Source organism: Rhodococcus sp. RCBS9 (assembly GCF_029457415.1).
GTDB classification, from domain to species: domain Bacteria; phylum Actinomycetota; class Actinomycetes; order Mycobacteriales; family Mycobacteriaceae; genus Rhodococcus_F; species Rhodococcus_F qingshengii.
In genome coordinates, this window is the sequence record NZ_CP120422.1 from 3,640,453 (window position 1) to 3,658,137 (window position 17,685).

The 17,685-nt window shown below is 62.5% G+C and carries 16 protein-coding genes, 1 tRNA gene and 1 riboswitch; of the genes, 9 read left to right on the plus strand and 8 right to left on the minus strand.

What is annotated here, in order from left to right; genetic code table 11:
- Positions 1-22 precede the first annotated feature (22 nt).
- Positions 23-1,450: a threonine/serine exporter family protein gene (locus P0M12_RS17100; protein ID WP_007734361.1), complete on the minus strand. Its 1,428-nt coding sequence runs from the start codon at positions 1,448-1,450 to the stop codon at positions 23-25.
- Positions 1,451-1,572: 122 nt separating this feature from the next.
- Here P0M12_RS17100 and P0M12_RS17105 point away from each other — a divergent pair.
- Positions 1,573-1,644: transfer RNA gene (locus P0M12_RS17105), tRNA-Thr, on the plus strand.
- A 70-nt stretch (positions 1,645-1,714) separates the two neighbouring features.
- Here the strand turns inward: P0M12_RS17105 and P0M12_RS17110 are convergent.
- The 5 genes from P0M12_RS17110 to P0M12_RS17130 form a co-directional block, all read right to left on the minus strand.
- Positions 1,715-2,512, minus strand: a complete 798-nt coding sequence (locus P0M12_RS17110) for a GAF and ANTAR domain-containing protein (RefSeq protein ID WP_003945473.1) — start codon at positions 2,510-2,512, stop codon at positions 1,715-1,717.
- Positions 2,513-2,990: 478 nt separating this feature from the next.
- Positions 2,991-3,806 carry a hypothetical protein gene (locus tag P0M12_RS17115; RefSeq protein ID WP_003945831.1) on the minus strand — a complete coding sequence of 272 codons (816 nt, stop codon included), beginning with the start codon at positions 3,804-3,806 and terminating at the stop codon, positions 2,991-2,993.
- A gap of 47 nt (positions 3,807-3,853) precedes the next feature.
- Positions 3,854-4,168: a multidrug efflux SMR transporter gene (locus tag P0M12_RS17120; RefSeq protein WP_007734365.1), complete on the minus strand. Its 315-nt coding sequence runs from the start codon at positions 4,166-4,168 to the stop codon at positions 3,854-3,856.
- Between the two features lie 14 nt (positions 4,169-4,182).
- Positions 4,183-4,248: riboswitch (guanidine-III (ykkC-III) riboswitch) on the minus strand.
- 43 nt (positions 4,249-4,291) lie between these two features.
- Positions 4,292-5,563 carry a hypothetical protein gene (locus tag P0M12_RS17125; protein WP_277376604.1) on the minus strand — a complete coding sequence of 424 codons (1,272 nt, stop codon included), beginning with the start codon at positions 5,561-5,563 and terminating at the stop codon, positions 4,292-4,294.
- Entirely contained in the window at positions 5,550-5,768 is a 219-nt protein-coding gene (locus P0M12_RS17130; protein WP_277376605.1) for a hypothetical protein, read from the minus strand. The genes P0M12_RS17125 and P0M12_RS17130 overlap by 14 nt, the downstream gene beginning before the upstream one ends.
- Positions 5,769-5,935: 167 nt before the next feature.
- Between P0M12_RS17130 and P0M12_RS17135 the strand changes: the two genes are divergently transcribed.
- A complete protein-coding gene (locus P0M12_RS17135) occupies positions 5,936-6,652 on the plus strand; it encodes a response regulator transcription factor (RefSeq protein WP_007734368.1) in 717 nt (238 codons plus the stop codon).
- On the plus strand, positions 6,649-8,100 hold the full coding sequence (locus P0M12_RS17140; protein ID WP_003945873.1) for a HAMP domain-containing sensor histidine kinase: 1,452 nt from the start codon (positions 6,649-6,651) through the stop codon (positions 8,098-8,100). The genes P0M12_RS17135 and P0M12_RS17140 overlap by 4 nt, the downstream gene beginning before the upstream one ends.
- A 24-nt stretch (positions 8,101-8,124) precedes the next feature.
- On the opposite strand, the gene P0M12_RS17145 is transcribed toward P0M12_RS17140, so the two are convergent.
- Complete coding sequence (locus tag P0M12_RS17145) at positions 8,125-9,435, minus strand: alanine racemase (protein WP_270008385.1); 1,311 nt, start codon at positions 9,433-9,435, stop codon at positions 8,125-8,127.
- A gap of 47 nt (positions 9,436-9,482) precedes the next feature.
- Positions 9,483-10,958 carry an amidohydrolase family protein gene (locus tag P0M12_RS17150; RefSeq protein WP_058039182.1) on the minus strand — a complete coding sequence of 492 codons (1,476 nt, stop codon included), beginning with the start codon at positions 10,956-10,958 and terminating at the stop codon, positions 9,483-9,485.
- Between the two features lie 203 nt (positions 10,959-11,161).
- Between P0M12_RS17150 and P0M12_RS17155 the strand changes: the two genes are divergently transcribed.
- The 6 genes from P0M12_RS17155 to menC all read left to right on the plus strand — a co-directional run bounded on the left by P0M12_RS17155 (position 11,162) and on the right by menC (position 17,659).
- The gene (locus tag P0M12_RS17155) at positions 11,162-12,007 is read left to right on the plus strand and encodes a M55 family metallopeptidase (protein ID WP_007734371.1); all 846 of its coding nucleotides are present in this window, start codon (positions 11,162-11,164) and stop codon (positions 12,005-12,007) included.
- A 208-nt stretch (positions 12,008-12,215) separates the two neighbouring features.
- Positions 12,216-13,496, plus strand: a complete 1,281-nt coding sequence (locus tag P0M12_RS17160; RefSeq protein WP_007734373.1) for an MFS transporter — start codon at positions 12,216-12,218, stop codon at positions 13,494-13,496.
- Between the two features lie 14 nt (positions 13,497-13,510).
- The gene (locus tag P0M12_RS17165; RefSeq protein ID WP_162114308.1) at positions 13,511-14,368 is read left to right on the plus strand and encodes a tryptophan 2,3-dioxygenase family protein; all 858 of its coding nucleotides are present in this window, start codon (positions 13,511-13,513) and stop codon (positions 14,366-14,368) included.
- Between the two features lie 143 nt (positions 14,369-14,511).
- Positions 14,512-15,606, plus strand: coding sequence for a M20 family metallopeptidase (locus tag P0M12_RS17170; protein WP_007734375.1), 1,095 nt, complete (start codon positions 14,512-14,514; stop codon positions 15,604-15,606).
- Positions 15,607-15,674: 68 nt separating this feature from the next.
- On the plus strand, positions 15,675-16,547 hold the full coding sequence (locus tag P0M12_RS17175; protein ID WP_042449804.1) for a GNAT family N-acetyltransferase: 873 nt from the start codon (positions 15,675-15,677) through the stop codon (positions 16,545-16,547).
- On the plus strand, positions 16,544-17,659 hold the full coding sequence (menC, locus tag P0M12_RS17180) for an o-succinylbenzoate synthase (RefSeq protein ID WP_277376606.1): 1,116 nt from the start codon (positions 16,544-16,546) through the stop codon (positions 17,657-17,659). Before P0M12_RS17175 ends, menC begins: the two co-directional genes overlap by 4 nt.
- Positions 17,660-17,685 lie beyond the last annotated feature (26 nt).

Here is a 17,685-nt window from a genome sequence, read left to right on the forward strand (position 1 = left end):
GCTCTTTCTGCTTGAACGACGCCTACTTCTCGGTGACGGGAACTCGACGCCTGCGCTTGCGGACCATCGGGCGACGTAGCGAGTCCACGCGCATCAGAATCCGTGGACGACGCAGCGTGCGCGCTCCCCATTCGCCGAGCGTGACGCCCGCGGCCAGGGCACAGCCGATACCGAACGCCGACAGCAAGGCAGTCAACCCGATCAGTACCTGGTCGTTGAGCAGCGCGTACAGGCCTCGGTACAGCGACAGACCGGGGAGTAGGGGAGTGATGCCTGCGACCGCGACAACCAGCGGAGGCGTCAGTGCGCGGCGAGCCATCAAACCACCGGCAAGACCGACCACGGTTGCGGCGATTGCGGCGGCGATCACGGGACCGACGTCGAGTGTCTGCACGAAGATCGACACACCACTGCCTGCCGCACCGCCCAGGAACGCCGCGGTGAGTGCACGCCGCTCGGCGTAGCAGGCGAGCGCGTAGAACACCGACGCACACGCACCGGAGAGCATGAGGATCGGCAACTGCGTGATGGTGGAGACTTCCACATTGATCGGTGGAAGCGTCGAACCCAACATCCCGGTCATTCTCAACGAGATTGCGACGCCCGCGATGATGCCGCCCGTCATCATCACCACTTCGAAGAATCGCGCGACAGCTGTAATGGGTGCACCCATGATCGCGTCCTGGACCGAGCCCACCAACGACAGCCCGGACAGTAGAACGACCACTCCGGCCGCGATGACCAACGACGGCCGGATACTGATCCCCAGCTGGTCCTGAAATGTATAGAGCGTGGCGGCGGGCGCAGCCGCGATGAGACCACCGACAACCTGCTGGAAGAAGAACGGTAATCCGAACCGGTTCAGTACGCGGTTGACTCGATCGATGACCATCGTCGTCAGAAACGCGACTGTGGCAACGAGGAACCCGCCGCCGAGCAGGACGGAGACCGAAGCCGCCATCGCAGCCCAGGCCATGGTCGCGGTCCATCGGTTGTACGGGTGCGGCGCCGTCGTGATGGCTGTGAGCGCGTCGTGCGCTTGGTCCGGTGTGATCGCCTCACGGCGGATACGACGTGTCAGACGGTCGACGGCCGCCAGCCGCGTGAAGTCCATCGAGCGGTAGTGGACGATGCGCATCGTGCTCGCCGGCGGTCGCGTCGGGCCGCGATAGGCAGAGAGCACAATCGAGTTGTAAGTGACGTCGACGTCACACTGGGCAAGGCCGTACGTGGCGGCGATGAACTGCACCTGCTCAGCGGTGTCCATGGCCGCGGTTCCGGATGCGAGGAGGACTTCGCCCACCCGAACCGCGAGGTCCAGGACCTCTGCGACGACGGCGTCGTCTGTCAGGTCGATCGGTTGAAGCGGTGCGGGAGCCGACGTGACCGTGTCGACGGTGGCTTGCCGGTTTCCCGTCAGGCGTGTGAGTACTTCGGTGAATTTCGCCATCAGGGGGCGGAGTGGGAGTTGCGCATGGGGCCCACGCTATCTAACGTGACCCGCGCGCGGCCACCGCGACGGCTTGGATATGATGGCTCCGCAAAGTCAGTCGCGGCAACGCGTCGGTCTTCGCCTCCTTAGCTCAGTGGTAGAGCACTCGCCTTGTAAGCGAAAGGTCGTCGGTTCAATCCCGACAGGAGGCTCCGAAAGAGGAGGCACTCACCAATGTGGTGGGTGCCTCTGTATTTGCTGAGGTGCCGATAGGCGCCCGGTTCAGTTGGTCTCGGGCTTGTTCGTAGCCTGGCGCGGGTCGATCGCGCCGTCGATGTACTGCTGGGCGATCACTCGCAGTTTGACGTTGCTGCGCTGCGAGTCCTGGATGAGAATGCGGAAGGCTCGGTCGGCGTCGACGTGGTGGGTGCCCATGATGATGCCCTTGGCCTGTTCGATGACGCCTCGCGATTCGAGTGCTCGCTCGAGGTCCATTGCGTGCTTTCTGGCGATGTCGAGGCGCTGCGAGCTGTGCAGCGCGTAGGCCGAGGTCACGGCGAACAGTTGGAGCAATGCCACGTCGGCGCCGGTGAAACCTCGGAGGTCGTGGCTGTAGAGATTGAGGGTTCCGAGCGGGCGTTCCCGGCCAGGCAGTGGCATGGACAAGAAGCTGACAGCGCCGACTGCCTTTGCCGCGCTTGCGAATTGAGGCCACCGGCTGTGGGCTTCGCTGGCATGTGCGCGGACAACGGTTCCCGTGCGTGACGACGTCACACTCGGTCCGTAGTCCAGTCGGAATTGGATCGAGTCGACGGTGCGAACAAGTTGGTGGGTGGCGGCGACGGTTCGGAATGTCGTGTCCGAACCGCCGATGGTAATTCCGGCCATGTCGGCGTCGGCGATGAGATCGACGGCATGCCTGCAGACTTGTTCGAGAAATTGCTCGGCCTGGGCATGTGGATCGAGGTGCGCGTACAGCGATTGCAGGGCGTCCGAGGCGGCGTCCAGGCTGTCCTGCGACGCGGAATTTCGGCCCCCGGTAGGGCCGCGGTGTCCTCTGGCGATGCGCGGCGCCGTCATTGTCTCAACCACCCTTCCCCATCACGTCGCAGGCATGTCCGATTCGTCTCATTGTTGCACCGGACTAACTGTTGTGCACTCTGTTTCGGTGGACAAGTGTCTGATGGGGCGGACGGTTATGTGAAGTGGTCTGCGTATGCCCAATCGTGATGTTTGATTCGGCCGTTAGCGGGTAGTGCGCCGATCTTGGAATTATGTTGTCCTGCAACAGTTAACGTGGAAACTGCGACCGGGGTACAAGTTTTCTCCGCAATGGCGCGCAGGTCACGAACTTGGCCTATTGTCAGCGCCAGCGCACAATCTTGTACGCGTAACCCGTAGACAGTGAAGGGGATACGACGATGAACGGACTGATCGCGGCTCTGAACAGTGGAATGACCGTTGGCTTGGCCAACACGATCCTGACTTTCGGCGGAATCATCATCAACCTCAACATCGTGATCAACAACTGACCGCGTAATCGGGGAGTAACCGTTTGTTATGCCGATTCGATCGGAAGGTCCGGCCCTGGGCGGTCGCTCTTGCTCTTGAGCCACCGATTGGGAAGTTTGCCGGCAAGTTCTCCGAGTGGACCGACTGCAGCGCTGAGGATTCCGACGGTTTCCTGAAGGACCTCGATGCTCGCGCTCATCCGCTCGAGGTTGGGGGCGAGGGAAGTCAAGGTGTCGGACAGTGCAACGATCTGGTCAAGCGGGCCGCCTTCGGCGATGAGCCGTTCGAAGGCGCCGTTCTCTGCCAGGAGTGTTTCGAGGATGCCGTTCTCGGCCAGTGCGCGATCGATGACACCGTCCTTGGCAGTCAGGCGTTCGACGGCACCGTCTTGCGCTGTCAGGCGTTCCAGCGGACCGTCCTCCGCCATCATTCGGTCGAGGAGACCGTCCGGCGCGAGCAAGCGTTCCAATGCGCCGTTCTCGGCGAGCACCCTATCCAGCGGTCCGCCGGGGGCAAGAAGTCTTTCGAGTGGTCCGCCGGGAGCGAGTAGTCGTTCGAGAGTGCCGTCGGGTGCAGTCAGTTTGTCGACCGGACCGCCGGGGGAGAGAAGTCGATCGAGTGGCCCACCGGGGGCCAAGGCCTGCCCGATGGGCCGATCGTCAGCGGTGAGTGATGACAACTGCTGGATCATCTGCATGGGTCCGCGGGGGCTTGCCAAGCCGGCAGCACCCGCCGTCACGGCGCCGGTATTGCCGACGGCGATACGAACTGTCGTGACCGTCAGCTCGGCGATTCCCAAACTGATCTCTGCGGCTGCAATGCCCGCGCGTAGGGGAAGCGTGAGCATCTCCAGCAGTTTCATGCGTTAACTGTAACCGGTAACACACAAACACTCACCAGGATCGCCGGTCAGTGAAGGACCTTCAGGCCGACGACACAGCCGACGATGCCCAGGATCAGCAGTATCTTGACGATCGACGTGGACTCCGCGCCGGTGATCATCGCATATCCCACAGTCAGGGCGGCGCCGATGCCGACCCAGATCGCGTAGGAAGTCCCGATGGGAAGGGTACGCATTGCATACGCGAGGCCGGCCATACTGACGATCAGGCCGAGGACGAAGACGATGGTAGGCGACATCTTGCTGAATCCGTCGGACTTACCGAGTGCGGTAGCCCAGACAGCTTCGAAAAGTCCGGAAATGACGAGCACGATCCATGCCATGGTGAACAACTCCCAAGGCACCGTCTTTTCGCTGGCCGGGTACGGTGCGCTCGTCCGGATGTCGTCGTTGACCACCCAACCATAGCAACAGAATTCTGCGTTCCGACCCGATCAGCTGGCGATTTAGGTCACCACCGCCGTTCGAACTCTCTTCAGATGGATGGTCGACACGGACACCACGATCGTCGCCGTCGCAGCGAGAACAGTCAGAGGAATCGGCGTGTTCACGGCGGCCGGTCCGTGTTCGACGAGCACACCGGTAGACCACCCGAATTCCCGCGAGCCCGGGTCCAAGAAGGTCGGTGAAACCGAGAACAACGTGAAAGCGACGGGCAGCATCGCCCCGCTCGAGACTGCTTCGACGGCAACAGGCATGCATGACGTGACGGCCAGTCCCAGCGCAAGCGGGAGGACGAGGACGTAGGCAACCGTGGTCGGGGCGGCATCCAGCAATCCCGAGAGTGCAGTCACGGCAAGGAGTCCCAGCCCGAGTTGCGGCATCGGTCTTCTCCAGCCGACGACGACGCCCAACGCCAGGGCAGCAGCTCCCGCGGGCATCGCCCAGGTCCAGTCGGATGGAAAGGAAATCGAGCTGACCGAAACCGCACTGACTGCCAGTCCGACGAGTACGAAACGACCGTCGTGTGGCGGCAACCGCCAAGCCAGTGCGACGGTAACGGCAACCGCCGATACCACCGCGATCACCCATGACCCAGGTGATGTCGTCGAGCCCAACCACACATAGAGAGCCGTGAATACCAGGGGCAGAACAACTCCCAGCTTCACCAGGCGTGCGTCGATGTCGCCCGGCTCCTGATTCGGTCGTGCGAGTGCGGCGACTCCACCCACGAGAAGAGTTGCGGCGAGCAGAATCCAGACGGGAACCGTGGACGGCACGGGGTAGGAATCGCCCGGAAGTGTGAGCGACCACCTGGGGACGCGATCGCGCCACAAGTCCGCTGCGCCGAAGTACAGGGTCGTCGTGGTTACGCCGAGTCCGAGAGCGGTTTGTGCTCCGCGGTGACCCTTCGTCGGAAATGCCGCTGCCGCGAGGAAAGCGCCTGCTCCGATTGCGTTCAGAGTCACCGAAATCTGGGCGGAGACGGGGACGAATGCAGGTAGCGCGATGGCGAGGGCGCCGACTACAGCGAAGACACTCGCGAGACCGCCACGTCCCCAGCGATGCAGTAGCGCTACGCCGACGGCCGCAACCACCGCGGCAGTTGCTCCCGCCCACTGCGGCGTGATCACCACCGAGATAACGCCGGCGTCGGAGAAGGAGAAGTCGTCAACTCGGGACTCGGCCACTGCGTACGCGGCCACCACACCGCCGACCAGCGCGGACGCCACCGAAACGTAGAGCTGAGCGATTTGAACTGGGCTACGTTGCTGCATAATTCGTCGAATTTTTGCACAACCCGCCGATACGACTGATCGTCACATCGCCGTGCGGATCCATCCACACCGGTTCCCCGTCTCGAAGTCGAGGAACCAGTAGATGGCGTCCTCGACTCGGCCACTGAACGAAGTCGTAGCCGGCCAAATTTGTCTGAACTGCGTCGGCGACCCACACCGCAGCGTCCGCGAATACAGTCTCCATCGACAGTGCGTTGAAGTAGCTGAATCCGCTGATGTCACGTGTGCCTTGCCAGCCGATCGAAGCCTGGATCCTTGCCGGGATCCTGCTGTCAGCTTTTCACCTGCACCCGGCCGTTCACAGGAAGCTCCCAGGGAACATACAGCGGGAATCCAGTGGCAGGGGAGAAGATGGTTCTCGTGACCGACAAGACCCCCGAAGCCCGCATCCTCGTTGTCGACGACGAACCCACCATCGTGGAGTTGCTCTCCGTGAGCCTCCGATTCCAGGGTTTCGAGGTGGCAACTGCTTCGAGCGGCGCCCAAGGCCTGGACGTCGCACGGACATTCCGTCCCGACGCGATCGTTCTCGACGTCATGATGCCCGGGATGGACGGCTTCGGTCTGCTTCGACGCCTGCGCGCCGACGGTGTGGACGCGCCCGTCCTGTTTCTGACGGCGAAGGATTCGCTCGACGACAAGATCAGCGGCCTGACCCTCGGCGCGGACGACTACGTGACCAAGCCGTTCAGCCTCGAAGAAGTCGTGACGCGGTTGCGGGTCATCCTGCGCCGCGCCGGTCGCGGGGTCGCGCCGGAGCAGTCGCCGCGGGTGAAGTTCGCCGACATCGAACTCGACGACGACACCCGCGAGGTCTGGAAGAAGGGCGAGTTGGTTGCACTCTCGCCCACCGAGTTCACACTGCTCCGATACTTCATGGTCAACGCCGGGACGGTTCTCAGCAAACCGCGGATTCTCGACCACGTCTGGAATTACGACTTCGGTGGGGAGGTCGGAGTTGTCGAGTCCTACGTTTCCTACCTGCGGCGCAAGGTGGACACGGGGGAGACACCGCTGATTCACACATTGCGTGGGGTCGGCTACGTGATGCGTGAACCGCGGCAATGATCGCCGCCGCGGAAAACGATCAGCTTCCGAAGCGGGGTCGTTTCCGTCTCCATTCACTGCCGCTGCGCTTCACCCTGGTTGCGGCCTTGCTGGTGTTGGCCGCGCTGGGTCTGTTGGCGTCGGGTGTAGCGGTCACTTCTGCTCTCGAGAACTCACTGACCCAGCGAACCGACAAAACGCTGTACGAAGCGGTCGACGGTTGGGCAAAGCCGCACAGCAGAGATCTGCAGCCGCCCAGTGACGTCGGCCCGGGCACCCGCCCACCCAGCCCCTTCTTCGTTCGGACCGTGACCCCGGACGGACGGGTGATCATCCTGAACGACAAGTCGACGACGACCGAACCCGACCTGTCGAAAGATTCCACCAACGGCCCGATCACCGTCGGATCGAGCGACGGTTCGGACGTGAACTGGCGGGTTCTCACGACGGTCCGCGACGGCACGACCACGACTATCGGTGTGCGACTGACGGATAACGAGCAGACCGTCGACGACTTGGTCGGCCTGCAACTCGGCATCGGCCTGGTTGTCCTGCTGATCCTCGGCGGCGCAGCGTATTTCGTGGTTCGTCGGAGCCTCCGTCCGCTGGTCGAGGTGGAGGAAACTGCCGCTGCCATTGCCGCCGGCGACCTTCATCGACGTGTTCCGGAGCGCGATGACCGCACCGAGGTCGGTCGACTGTCCGTGGCGCTCAACGGAATGCTCGCGCAGATTCAGCACGCATTTGCCGCGACCGAGGCTTCGGAGGAATCGGCCCGGCGTTCCGAGGAGAAGATGCGTAGGTTTGTCGGCGACGCGAGCCACGAGTTGCGCACACCCTTGACGACTATTCGTGGGTTCGCCGAGTTGTATCGCCAAGGCGCCATGACTGATACGGAAACGCTGATGAACCGGATCGAGGGCGAGGCGTCGAGGATGGGACTTCTGGTCGAAGATCTGCTCATGCTGGCAAGACTCGACGAACAGCGTCCACTCGAGAACAAGCCTGTGGATCTGCTTGCAGTTGCGGCGGATTCGGTACAGGCGGCACGAGCGATCGCACCGGATCGAACTGTCGAACTTCAGATGACCGGCGGCCCAGGCCTGCCCGAAGTGCATGGTGACGAGGCCAGACTGCGTCAGGTAGTTGCCAATCTGGTGGGCAACGCGATCAAACACACGCCGCCGGATGCGCAGGTCACCGTTCGTGTCGGTACGACCGAGAACTCCGCGGTGGTCGAGGTTTCGGATACCGGTCAGGGTTTGAGTGACGAGGATGCCGCGCGGATCTTCGAGCGTTTCTACCGCGCCGACACCTCTCGCACCCGTGAGACCGGGGGCGCCGGTCTCGGCCTGTCCATCGTTTCGGCTTTGGTTGCAGCGCACGACGGAACCGTCAGCGTCGAGACCTCCCTCGGGCAGGGGACGACGTTCCGCGTCGAATTGCCGCGTGACCCGAAGGACGACTGACGCCGGATTACCGCAACCGGCCCCTCAGAAGTAGGTGTGCACCGTACCGACGACGCGGTAATCCGAATCGACCTCGGGAATCAGTGACCACTTGTCGAATGTGGTGCAGGGATGCGAGATTCCGCAACCGAGCAGATCGCCGACCTTCACGTCGAAGTCAGCCGGAACGTCGACGTACGCGTGCTGGTCGTTGAGTGCGGTGATCGTCAGCTCTCGCGCTGATCGGTTGGATCCGTCGCGTCGGCGCCACAGGACTATGGGAAAGCCTGCGTCGGAACCGACATCGCGGCGGCCGAAGCCCAGGATCACCCGTCCGGGTTCAGGTATGGAAAGCACTACACCCCAGACCTCTGCGGCTCCCTGCAGAGTTCGCGGACCGTCAGCCCACGGCGAAGTTTCGGCATAGAGACCGTGATCATGGGTGATATAGCAACCGCTGCGCAGCACGATGCGCACACCGTTGTCGAGTGCCCACCGGCCGGCCAGCTCGCGTACAACCAGATCGTGAAACGCACTGCCGCCGAAAGTGACCAGTGGCTGGGGAGCCTTCGCGGAGTTGTTCTCGAACAGGTTCTCGGCAACACAGATTTCCGTGAAAACCCGCGCGGATTTGAGATACGAATCGACGGAGATACGGCGGGCTGCTACCGAGGCTCCGGGCATCATGCCCTCGAACCCCTCGACTCCGGTGAGAATCAACGAAGGTGCCTGCGATGCTGCGCGTGCGACGTCGAGTGCTTGCTCGACAGTGCGAGCGCCCGCGCGTCCGCTGTCGTAGCCGAGTTCGACGAGAACCCGGATACGGCTGGCCGGTGAGACTTTCGCGATCAACTGTTCCATCAGGCGGACGCTCTCGACCGAGTCCACGAGGGTGGCGACGAAGAAATCGGGGTCGGTGGCCTGGGCGTCGCAGATCCACCGAATACCGGCGGGATCGAGAACCTGGCTGGCGATGATGATGGTGTCCACACCGAACTCACGCAGAATGCGTGCCTGCGCAACGGTTGCCGCCGTCATCGCCCAAGCCCCGGCGTCGAGTTGCCGTCGAACCAGTTCGGGGCTCATCGTGGTCTTCGCGTGAGGCGCCAGATCCACATCGTGGTCGGAGCAGAACTGCGCCATGAGGTCGACATTGTGCGCGATCGCTGCACGGTTGAGTGTCATCACGGGTAGCAGGAGGTTGCCGTCGAGTGCCGAGATCCCCAGCGGCTCGAGGTCGGAACCGTCGCGACCTTCGAGGTCGGTGCCGAAGGCCTTGTGCTGCCAACCGATCGGGGGGTTCGCGAAATCCGTCATGGCATCGATTGTGCCGTTGATTGCAGACGATGTGTTCATGTGTGGTGACTTTCTGTCAGAACTATGCAGGTCAGAATGAGATCCGGCTACGAGCGGCGTACCGGGCGACCAGGCAACGCGTCCTGGACCACGACACCGTCTTCGACGACGGGTACTCCGCCGACCAGCACGCGGCTGATACCGGTGGAGGGGCGGGTGCCGTCGATGTACGTGGCGTTGTCGGTGATTCGCTCGGGGTCGAAAACGAGGATGTCCGCGTCGCTACCGGGGCTGATCCGGCCTTTCGTCGCCATCGAGGGAACCGACTCCTCCAGAATCTGCGCAGGGATCAACGAGCAGCGCGCGATGATCTCCGACAGCGACAGCAGCCGACGCTCGCGGTACAGCGTACGAATCGCACGTGCGTAGGTGCCTGCGCCGCGGGGGTGGCCGAGTGCCTTCTCCGGCAGTGGCCACTGCAATGAGTCGGCAGGCGAACGGCCGGGCCAGGTCAGTGGCATCGCGTCGCTCGCGATGGCGGCGCGATCGAAAGTCATCGCCCGTTCGAGGAATTCGCGCTGCACGGTGTCGTTCTCGTCGAGGAACTCCACCAGCACCAACCCACCGGGGTCGGTGGCCCGAAGATGTTCCAGCTGCTTGCGGTCCGCGATACGTTCACCGGTGGGTACGAATGTCAGCGACCGTGGTGTCAGATTCATCAGGTGCAGCTTGTCGGGATCGAGAAATGCAGCTCCGACGGCCGTCGACCCGGAACCGTACGGATACGCCTCCGTCGTGACGCGCGATCCGGCTGCCTGAACCTGTGCCACCACCGACAGCGCGTGGTCGACGTGCATTCCCGAGGTGCTGTTGACGTGGCAGTAGTGCATGTGTGCGCCGGTTTCGGCTGCTGCACGGGCGATTTCGACGGCACCATCCACCGGGCTCGACGGATCGGCCGAGATGAGAGGGCGCGCATGGGTATAGGTGGGAACACCGGCTCGCGCCGCGAGATCCGCCACCTGTAGGTACTCCACCGGATCGGATTTCGGCGCGTACCCGACCACCACGCCGATGCCGAGAGCGCCTGCGGCCAGATCGTTTTCGAGGAGTTCGAGAATGTGGGCGCGCTGAGAGGCGGTGGGCTCGCCCTGCCAGCTCGGGGAACCGAGATGGTGCAGGAGCGTTCTGATGTCGCCGTCGGGATCGGCCCCTGAGAGTTCGATCATTCGGGCGTGCGCCCACGACGTCGCGTAGCCGTAGTTGATCGGGCGGCCCTCGGCGCCGGCCCGGGCATATGCCTTTGCAACAGGAATGACGCCGGCTTCCAGTTCGAGGGCCGTCGTGACTCCGTCCAATGCCTGAAGTCGCTGCTCGGCGATTTCCTGTCCGTGGCTGTGCAGGTCGATGAATCCGGGGCAGATGACCTGACCGGTCACGTCGATCGTCTGCCGGGCTTCGATCGCGTCGCGACCCCACGCCGAGACCTTGCCGTCGGTGATCGCGATGCCCCGAACCTCGTCGGTCCCCGATGCGGGATCGACGACACGGCCGCCGGTGAACACGATGTCGTGGACCTGCATCAGCGCTGCACTCCTGTCGTTGGTCGAACCGCCTGGCCCGGCGAATGTCCCGATGGTTTCACGGCTCGGGTATCGGAATCTGGTGTGAACGTCCCAAATGGAGGCCGACTCACCGTTCGAGCGGACAAGAAACGGATGCGCTCGAGTGTGAAGGTGAAAGCGAAGTTATCAATTCAGCCGATTGAGATCGATGGAGGACAGGAATGCACGTCTATATTTCGGTGGACATGGAGGGTATCGCGGGTATCGCGACGCTCGATCAGACGATCCGCGGCGGTGGCGGCTACCACCGTGCGCAGATGCTCATGACCGCCGAGACCAATGCCGCGATCGCCGGTGCGTTCGACGCCGGTGCGACGAGCGTCCTGGTCAACGACAGCCACGGAACGATGGACAATCTGCTTCACGCCGACCTGGATCCACGGGCGCGTCTGATCTTCGGAACACCGAAGATGCAGTGCATGGCGGAGGGACTGACGTCCGATCACGACGTCGCTCTGTTTGTCGGCTATCACGCACCAGCCGGTGGGCCCGGCGTCCTGGCGCACACGTTCTCGAGCTTGTTCGCCGACGTCCGCCTCGACGGCAAGTCCGTCTCGGAGACCGACGTCAACACCCTCTACGCTGCCACCCAGGGCGTTCCCGTCGGCCTGGTGACGGGTGACGACATCATCTGCGGCTTGGTCGACGCGGCCTCGCCGACAACCGAGACCGTCGAGGTCAAGAAGGCACATGGATGGTCGGCAACCAATTCGCTGCCGCCGTCGCTGGCGTGCGAGCAGATCCGAGCAGGAGCCGAGCGCGCAGTGCGTAAGGCCGACACACTGAAGCCGGTCGAGCTGCGTGACGAATGGACCCTCGAGATCGTTCACCCCACCACCACGGGAGCTGAACTCGCCGAGGCTGTTCCCGGCTCGCGACGGATTTCGGATCGTACGATTTCGCACACACTCGGTAGCGTCGACGACATTCTCGGTCTGATCACTGTCAATGCTCGGCTTGCAGCCGCAGGCGTCTCGACGATCGTGGCAGTCGCCAATCGCACGTGATGAAGTAGCGACTCCATCGCGAAATGCCGTCGACGCCGTGTGCGCCGGCGGCATTTGTCATCTCTTGGGGCAGAACATGTTCCGACCGACCAAACGTTGCTTCGGCTATTGGTGAAACGGACCAATGCGGTAGACGTGTTCGCTGTCACACTTCATCAGTCTTTTCAATGTTCCAGTCCATGCGGCACAAGACAATTCGGGAGGCTTGATGAAGGCGGAACGCGTCACAGTGGAAGCGCCGTCGCGGGCGAGCGACGGTTCGGTTCGGAAAATGATGGACAACAAGTCGATTCGTCGTACGACCACCGTTACGGTGGGGCTGCTCAGTACCATCTGGTTGATCGACATGGTGGATCGCGTCATGATCGGGCTTGCGCTTCCGATGATCGGCGACGAATTCTCGCTCAGCAGTACGCAGTTGGGTGGCGTGGTCTCGGTATTCGCGATCTTCTACATGCTCGGGCAGGTCCCCGGCGGAATGTTGGCCGACCGCTTCGGACCCAGGCCCCTGTTGATCGTTGCTTTGATCCTGTGGTCGGTGTTCACAGCGTTGACAGGGTTCGCGTGGGGTCTCGTCTCGCTGATGGTCATGCGTGCGATGTTCGGCATCAGCCAGGGGCTCTTTCCAGCGGCGTCGTTCAAGGCTTTGGCTGAGCGGACGCGTCCGAAAACCAGGGCGACCGCGATGGGTTTCATGCTCGGCGCCAACAACCTCGGCCCCGGCATCGCACCGCTGATCATCGCGCCGGTCCTCATGGCCGTGGGGTGGCGTGACGCGTTCTGGCTGGTGGCGATCGTCGGCGCAGTGATCGGCACGGTGGTGTGGTTGGTGCTGCCCGCACCGCTGGACACGGAAATCTCGGAAGATCCCGAGGCAGCCTTGCAACCTCTGGCGAGCGAGCACTCTCGCGCCGCGGTGTTCAAGTCCGCGTCGGTGTGGAAGTTCGCGATTCTGTTCTGCCTGGCCAACATGTCCGCGTACGGGCTGATGACCTGGGTGCCGAGTTATCTGCTCAACGACAAGGGACTCTCGCTGATCGACACGGGAATCTTTGCCGCAATCCCCTTCATCGTCACGGCGCTGGCCACGATTGTGGGCGGGCGGTTGGTGGACAAGTACTTCCACGACCGGGCCAGGATCCTTCTGGTTCCGTGTATGGCCACGTCGGCAGTCCTTTTGTTCCTGATGACCACCGCTGACACCGTCGCGATGTTCACGTTCTACGAGACGTTGGCTCTAGGCATCAGCGGTCTGTGTTCGATGTCGATCTTCGCGATGCCGTTGCGGGCACTTCCGGCCGAATTCCTCGGTTCCGGAATGGGTTTGATCAACGGTTGTGGTCAGTTCGCCGGTTTCATCACCCCGCTCGTGATGGGATGGATGGTGGACCAGTTCTCGTACATGGCTGCATTCGGAGTCCTGGTCGGAGCGACGAGCGCTGCCGCATTGGTGGCCATGATCGTTCCTCAGACCCCGGCGAAATTCTGACAAGGAGACCGAAGATGTCGGCAACGGACGGCACACGAAAGATCGAAGACGACGTCGTCACCGATTTTTCCGAGAAGATGAGTTACGGGGCCTACCTCGGACTCGATACCCTCCTGGATTCGCAGCACCCGGTGAGCGAGCCGGAACACCACGACGAACTCTTGTTCATCATTCAGCACCAGACCAGCGAGTTGTGGCTCAAGCTGTTTCTCCACGAGATTCGGGCGGCCAGAGCAGCGATCGCTGCCGACGATATTCGGGTTGCGTTCAAGCGGATCGCACGTGTCAAACATATTCAGGCCACCTTGACCGAGCAGTGGTCGGTGTTGGCGACACTGACGCCGGCGGAGTATGCGGAGTTCAGGGGCGTTCTCGGCAACTCATCGGGGTTCCAGTCGTACCAGTACCGCGCCGTGGAATTCGTGCTCGGAAACAAGAACGCGGGCATGCTGAAGGTGTTCGAATCGGATCCGTCCGCCCATCGATTGTTGGAGACCCTGCTCGGGGAGCCGACACTGTACGACGAGTTCTGGCGGTACCTGTCCAGGCAGGGGTACGACGTTCCGGCGTCGGCTCTCGAACGAGACGTCAGCGCGCCCTACGTGCGAAACGACGAACTGATTCCGCTGGTCAAAGTAATCTACGAGAACGTCGAACAGCACTGGACGGCGTACGAGGCGTTCGAGGAGTTGGTCGACCTCGAGGAGAGCTTTCAGCTGTGGCGGTTCCGGCACCTTCGGACCGTGCTGCGGGTGATCGGCATGAAGAAGGGGACCGGCGGTTCGAGTGGTGGTGCCGGCTTCCTGCAACGTGCGCTGGAGTTGAGCTTCTTTCCCGAGCTGTTTGCCGCCCGAACAGAGATCGGTACCTGACACACCTGCTTGATGACACCCAGCTGTTCGTGACACACGACGAATCCGAGCCCGAAGGACAGGAGTCTTGGACAAGATCCGACAGGGTCGCTTCGACCAAGCTTGACTGCGAAGTTGCAAGTCGGTGACAGGAGAGCGTCGGAGTGGACAAGAAATCAATGGTGGCAGACCTGGCGGCGTTGGTAACCGCCGAGTCGCCCAGTTCCGATCTCGGCGCAGTCGATGCATGTGCGGACGTGGTGGCCGAAATCGGCGAACGCCACCTCGGAAGCACCCCCGAACGTATCCGCATCGACGGGCGCCAGCACTTGCGTTGGTCGTTCGGCGCGGAGCCGAAGGTGATGCTCCTGGGCCATTTCGACACCGTCTGGCCGCTCGGAACGCTCGCGGAGTTGCCCTGGTCTGTCACCGACAACATCGCCACCGGACCCGGAGTCTTCGACATGAAGGCCGGCATCGTCCAGCTCTTCCACGCGCTCGCATCGCTTCCGTCGCTCGACGGGGTGGTCGTGCTCCTCAATTCCGACGAGGAAATCGGCTCCCCGACCTCGCGCGCACTGATCGAGGAGCAAGCACGTCAGGTCGACGCGGTGCTGGTCCTCGAAGCCGCAGCCGACGGCGCAGTGAAGACCGCGCGCAAGGGTATGTCGCTGTACTGCGTCGACATCGAGGGACGCGCTGCACACGCCGGACTGGAACCCGAACGAGGTGTGAACGCTGTAGTGGAGCTCGCACACCAGATTCAGGCCGTGGTGGAGCTCGCGGACCCGGCGGCGGGAACGTCGGTGGTTCCGTCCGTGATCAGTGGCGGCACGACCACCAATACCGTTGCAGCGCAAGCACAACTGTGGTGTGACGTTCGAATGTGGTCCGCGAAGGAACAGGAACGCATCGACCGTTCGATCCGTGCACTGACACCGGCGCTGGCCGAAAGCCGAATTTCGGTATCCGGAGGACCCAACCGTGGGCCACTGGAATCAGCGTCTTCGGAGAAGCTGTACTTTCTCGCTCACCAGGTCAGCAGTGAGAGCGGTTTGGGGATGCTGCGCGACTGCGCAGTCGGCGGTGCGTCGGACGGAAATTTCACCGCTGCAGTCGGAACTCCCACGTTGGACGGCCTCGGTGCCGTCGGCGGTGGTGCCCACGCAGCGACAGAACACGTAGAGATAGATCAGATGATCCCGCGCGCCACCTTGTTGGCCGGTCTGGTGACTCGAATCCTGGAGGGAGGACTGTGACTATGACGTCGCCGAACAATGTCCAACGCAAGACCGTTCAACCATTCGGAGGTGTATCGCCTTCAAGGATGCGGCAAGCAATCAGCCAGGCCGAGCAGGCCGCCCTGCTTGCATGTGTGACTATCGAAACCGTCACCGGGCATGCCGAGTTGGAACAGGTATTCGGTCTGTTCGAGAAGGTATGGCAGCCGGAGAGCGGTAACCCTCCCGTCCATCGGGACATGATGAAAGCGCTCGCACACTCCGGTAACTACGTCGCCGGCGCGTTTCGTGGTGGAGATTTGATCGGCGGCTCGGTTGCATTCTTCGAGGAACCGCAACACCGTTCGTTGCATTCGCACATCACGGGGATCCTCCCGAACGTGCAGAACGGGCACATCGGCCTCGCGTTGAAACTGTTCCAGCGTGCGTGGGCACTGGAACGGGGAATTCTCCACGTGCGGTGGACTTTCGACCCGCTCGTCGCACGCAATGCCTACTTCAACGTCTCGAAGCTCGGTGCGTTCCCGATCCAGTATCTGCCGCGTTTCTACGCGCCGATGAACGACAGTCTCAACGGCGGCGCAGACAGCGACCGATTGCTGATCGACTGGGAAATCGGTAGTAGCAAGGTTGCCGACGTCGTCGCCGGTTCGGGAGAAGTCCCGACTCCCGAGTCCTTGGGGGCGAGCGAACTGCTGTCCGTCTCCGAAGCCGGCCTGCCCGTGTTGAAGTCGACCAAGAATCGATTCGTCACGGTGGCTACACCGAATGACGTGTACACACTGCGTAAGTCGGACCCGGCGGCGGCGAACGACTGGCGCCTGGCAGTCCGCGAGACTCTCGGTGGTGTGCTCGCCGAGAACGGAGTGGTTCTCGCAGTTACCAGAACCGGAAAGTACGTGCTGGACCGTGCGCCGGGAACACAGGCAGGCAGGACAACAGCGGAGGTTACATCGTGAAGATCGACGGAGTTGAATTACGCCGGGCGGCAATGCCGTTGAAAGCGCCGTTCCGTACCTCGTTCGGCACCGAGACCACCAAGGACGTGTTGTTCGTCAAGGTAGTCACCTCGGAGTCGGAGGGCTGGGGCGAGTGCGTGGCGATGTCCGAGCCTCGCTACTGCTCCGAATACACGGACGGCGCCGCCGAAGTCCTTCGTAAGTTCCTGATTCCGTCTCTGGGTCAACTCACCGATCCCGACGTGCACGCACTGAGCGCGACGATGGAACAGTTCGCCGGGCACCCCATGGCCAAAGCGGCACTGGAAACCGCATTTCTCGACGCCGAGTTACGGGCTGCCGGGACGAGCATGTCTTCGTACCTGGGCGCGGTGGTCGATCGCGTACCCGCGGGTGTCTCGGTGGGTATCAAGAATTCGATCGATGAGCTGCTAGAGGAGGTAGGCGGGTTCCTCGATGCCGGATACCTGCGCATCAAACTGAAGATCGAACCGGGCTGGGACATCGAGCCGGTTCGCGCAGTCCGCGAGAGGTTCGGCGACGACGTACTCCTCCAGGTCGACGCGAACACCGCGTACACCCTGGCTGACGCCCGCCATCTCCAGCGGCTCGACGACTTCGACCTCCTGCTGATCGAGCAGCCGCTTCCCGAAGAGGAACTGCGCGGCCACGCCAGGCTGGCCGAGATGATGCGGACGCCGGTCTGCCTCGACGAGTCGATCACCTCCGCGAAGGTCACCGCCGACGCGCTGGCAATCGGTGCGTGCAGCGTGGTGAACATCAAACCGGGACGTGTGGGCGGTTATCTGGAATCGCGTCGTATCCACGACGTCTGCAAGGCCAACGGAATTGCCGTGTGGTGCGGCGGAATGCTCGAGACCGGAATCGGCAGGGCCGCCAACGTCGCGCTTGCCGCGCTCCCCGGATTTGCCCTACCAGGCGATACATCGGCATCCGACCGGTACTTCGCCGAAGACATCACCGAGCCGTTCGTACTCGACAACGGTTACGTGAAGGTTCCGGAAGGACCGGGCATCGGCGTCGAACCGATCCCCGACCTGCTCGAAGCAATTACCACGTCGGTCGAATGGATCGGCATGGATCGGCTTTGACGAATCACTATGACACACTTCGTTCA

Excerpts from the sequence above, each read along its gene's own strand:
- P0M12_RS17150 (WP_058039182.1), bottom strand. The coding sequence starts at position 10,958 with ATGCAGGTCCACGACATCGTGTTCACCGGCGGCCGTGTCGTCGATCCC.
- P0M12_RS17115 (WP_003945831.1), bottom strand. The coding sequence starts at position 3,806 with ATGAAACTGCTGGAGATGCTCACGCTTCCCCTACGCGCGGGCATTGCA.
- P0M12_RS17160 (WP_007734373.1), top strand. The coding sequence starts at position 12,216 with ATGAAGGCGGAACGCGTCACAGTGGAAGCGCCGTCGCGGGCGAGCGAC.
- P0M12_RS17125 (WP_277376604.1), bottom strand. The coding sequence starts at position 5,563 with ATGCAGCAACGTAGCCCAGTTCAAATCGCTCAGCTCTACGTTTCGGTG.
- P0M12_RS17155 (WP_007734371.1), top strand. The coding sequence starts at position 11,162 with ATGCACGTCTATATTTCGGTGGACATGGAGGGTATCGCGGGTATCGCG.
- P0M12_RS17145 (WP_270008385.1), bottom strand. The coding sequence starts at position 9,435 with ATGAACACATCGTCTGCAATCAACGGCACAATCGATGCCATGACGGAT.
- P0M12_RS17135 (WP_007734368.1), top strand. The coding sequence starts at position 5,936 with ATGGTTCTCGTGACCGACAAGACCCCCGAAGCCCGCATCCTCGTTGTC.
- P0M12_RS17140 (WP_003945873.1), top strand. The coding sequence starts at position 6,649 with ATGATCGCCGCCGCGGAAAACGATCAGCTTCCGAAGCGGGGTCGTTTC.
- P0M12_RS17130 (WP_277376605.1), bottom strand. The coding sequence starts at position 5,768 with ATGGAGACTGTATTCGCGGACGCTGCGGTGTGGGTCGCCGACGCAGTT.
- P0M12_RS17100 (WP_007734361.1), bottom strand. The coding sequence starts at position 1,450 with ATGGCGAAATTCACCGAAGTACTCACACGCCTGACGGGAAACCGGCAA.
- P0M12_RS17110 (WP_003945473.1), bottom strand. The coding sequence starts at position 2,512 with ATGACGGCGCCGCGCATCGCCAGAGGACACCGCGGCCCTACCGGGGGC.
- P0M12_RS17120 (WP_007734365.1), bottom strand. The coding sequence starts at position 4,168 with ATGGCATGGATCGTGCTCGTCATTTCCGGACTTTTCGAAGCTGTCTGG.
- P0M12_RS17165 (WP_162114308.1), top strand. The coding sequence starts at position 13,511 with ATGTCGGCAACGGACGGCACACGAAAGATCGAAGACGACGTCGTCACC.
- P0M12_RS17175 (WP_042449804.1), top strand. The coding sequence starts at position 15,675 with ATGCGGCAAGCAATCAGCCAGGCCGAGCAGGCCGCCCTGCTTGCATGT.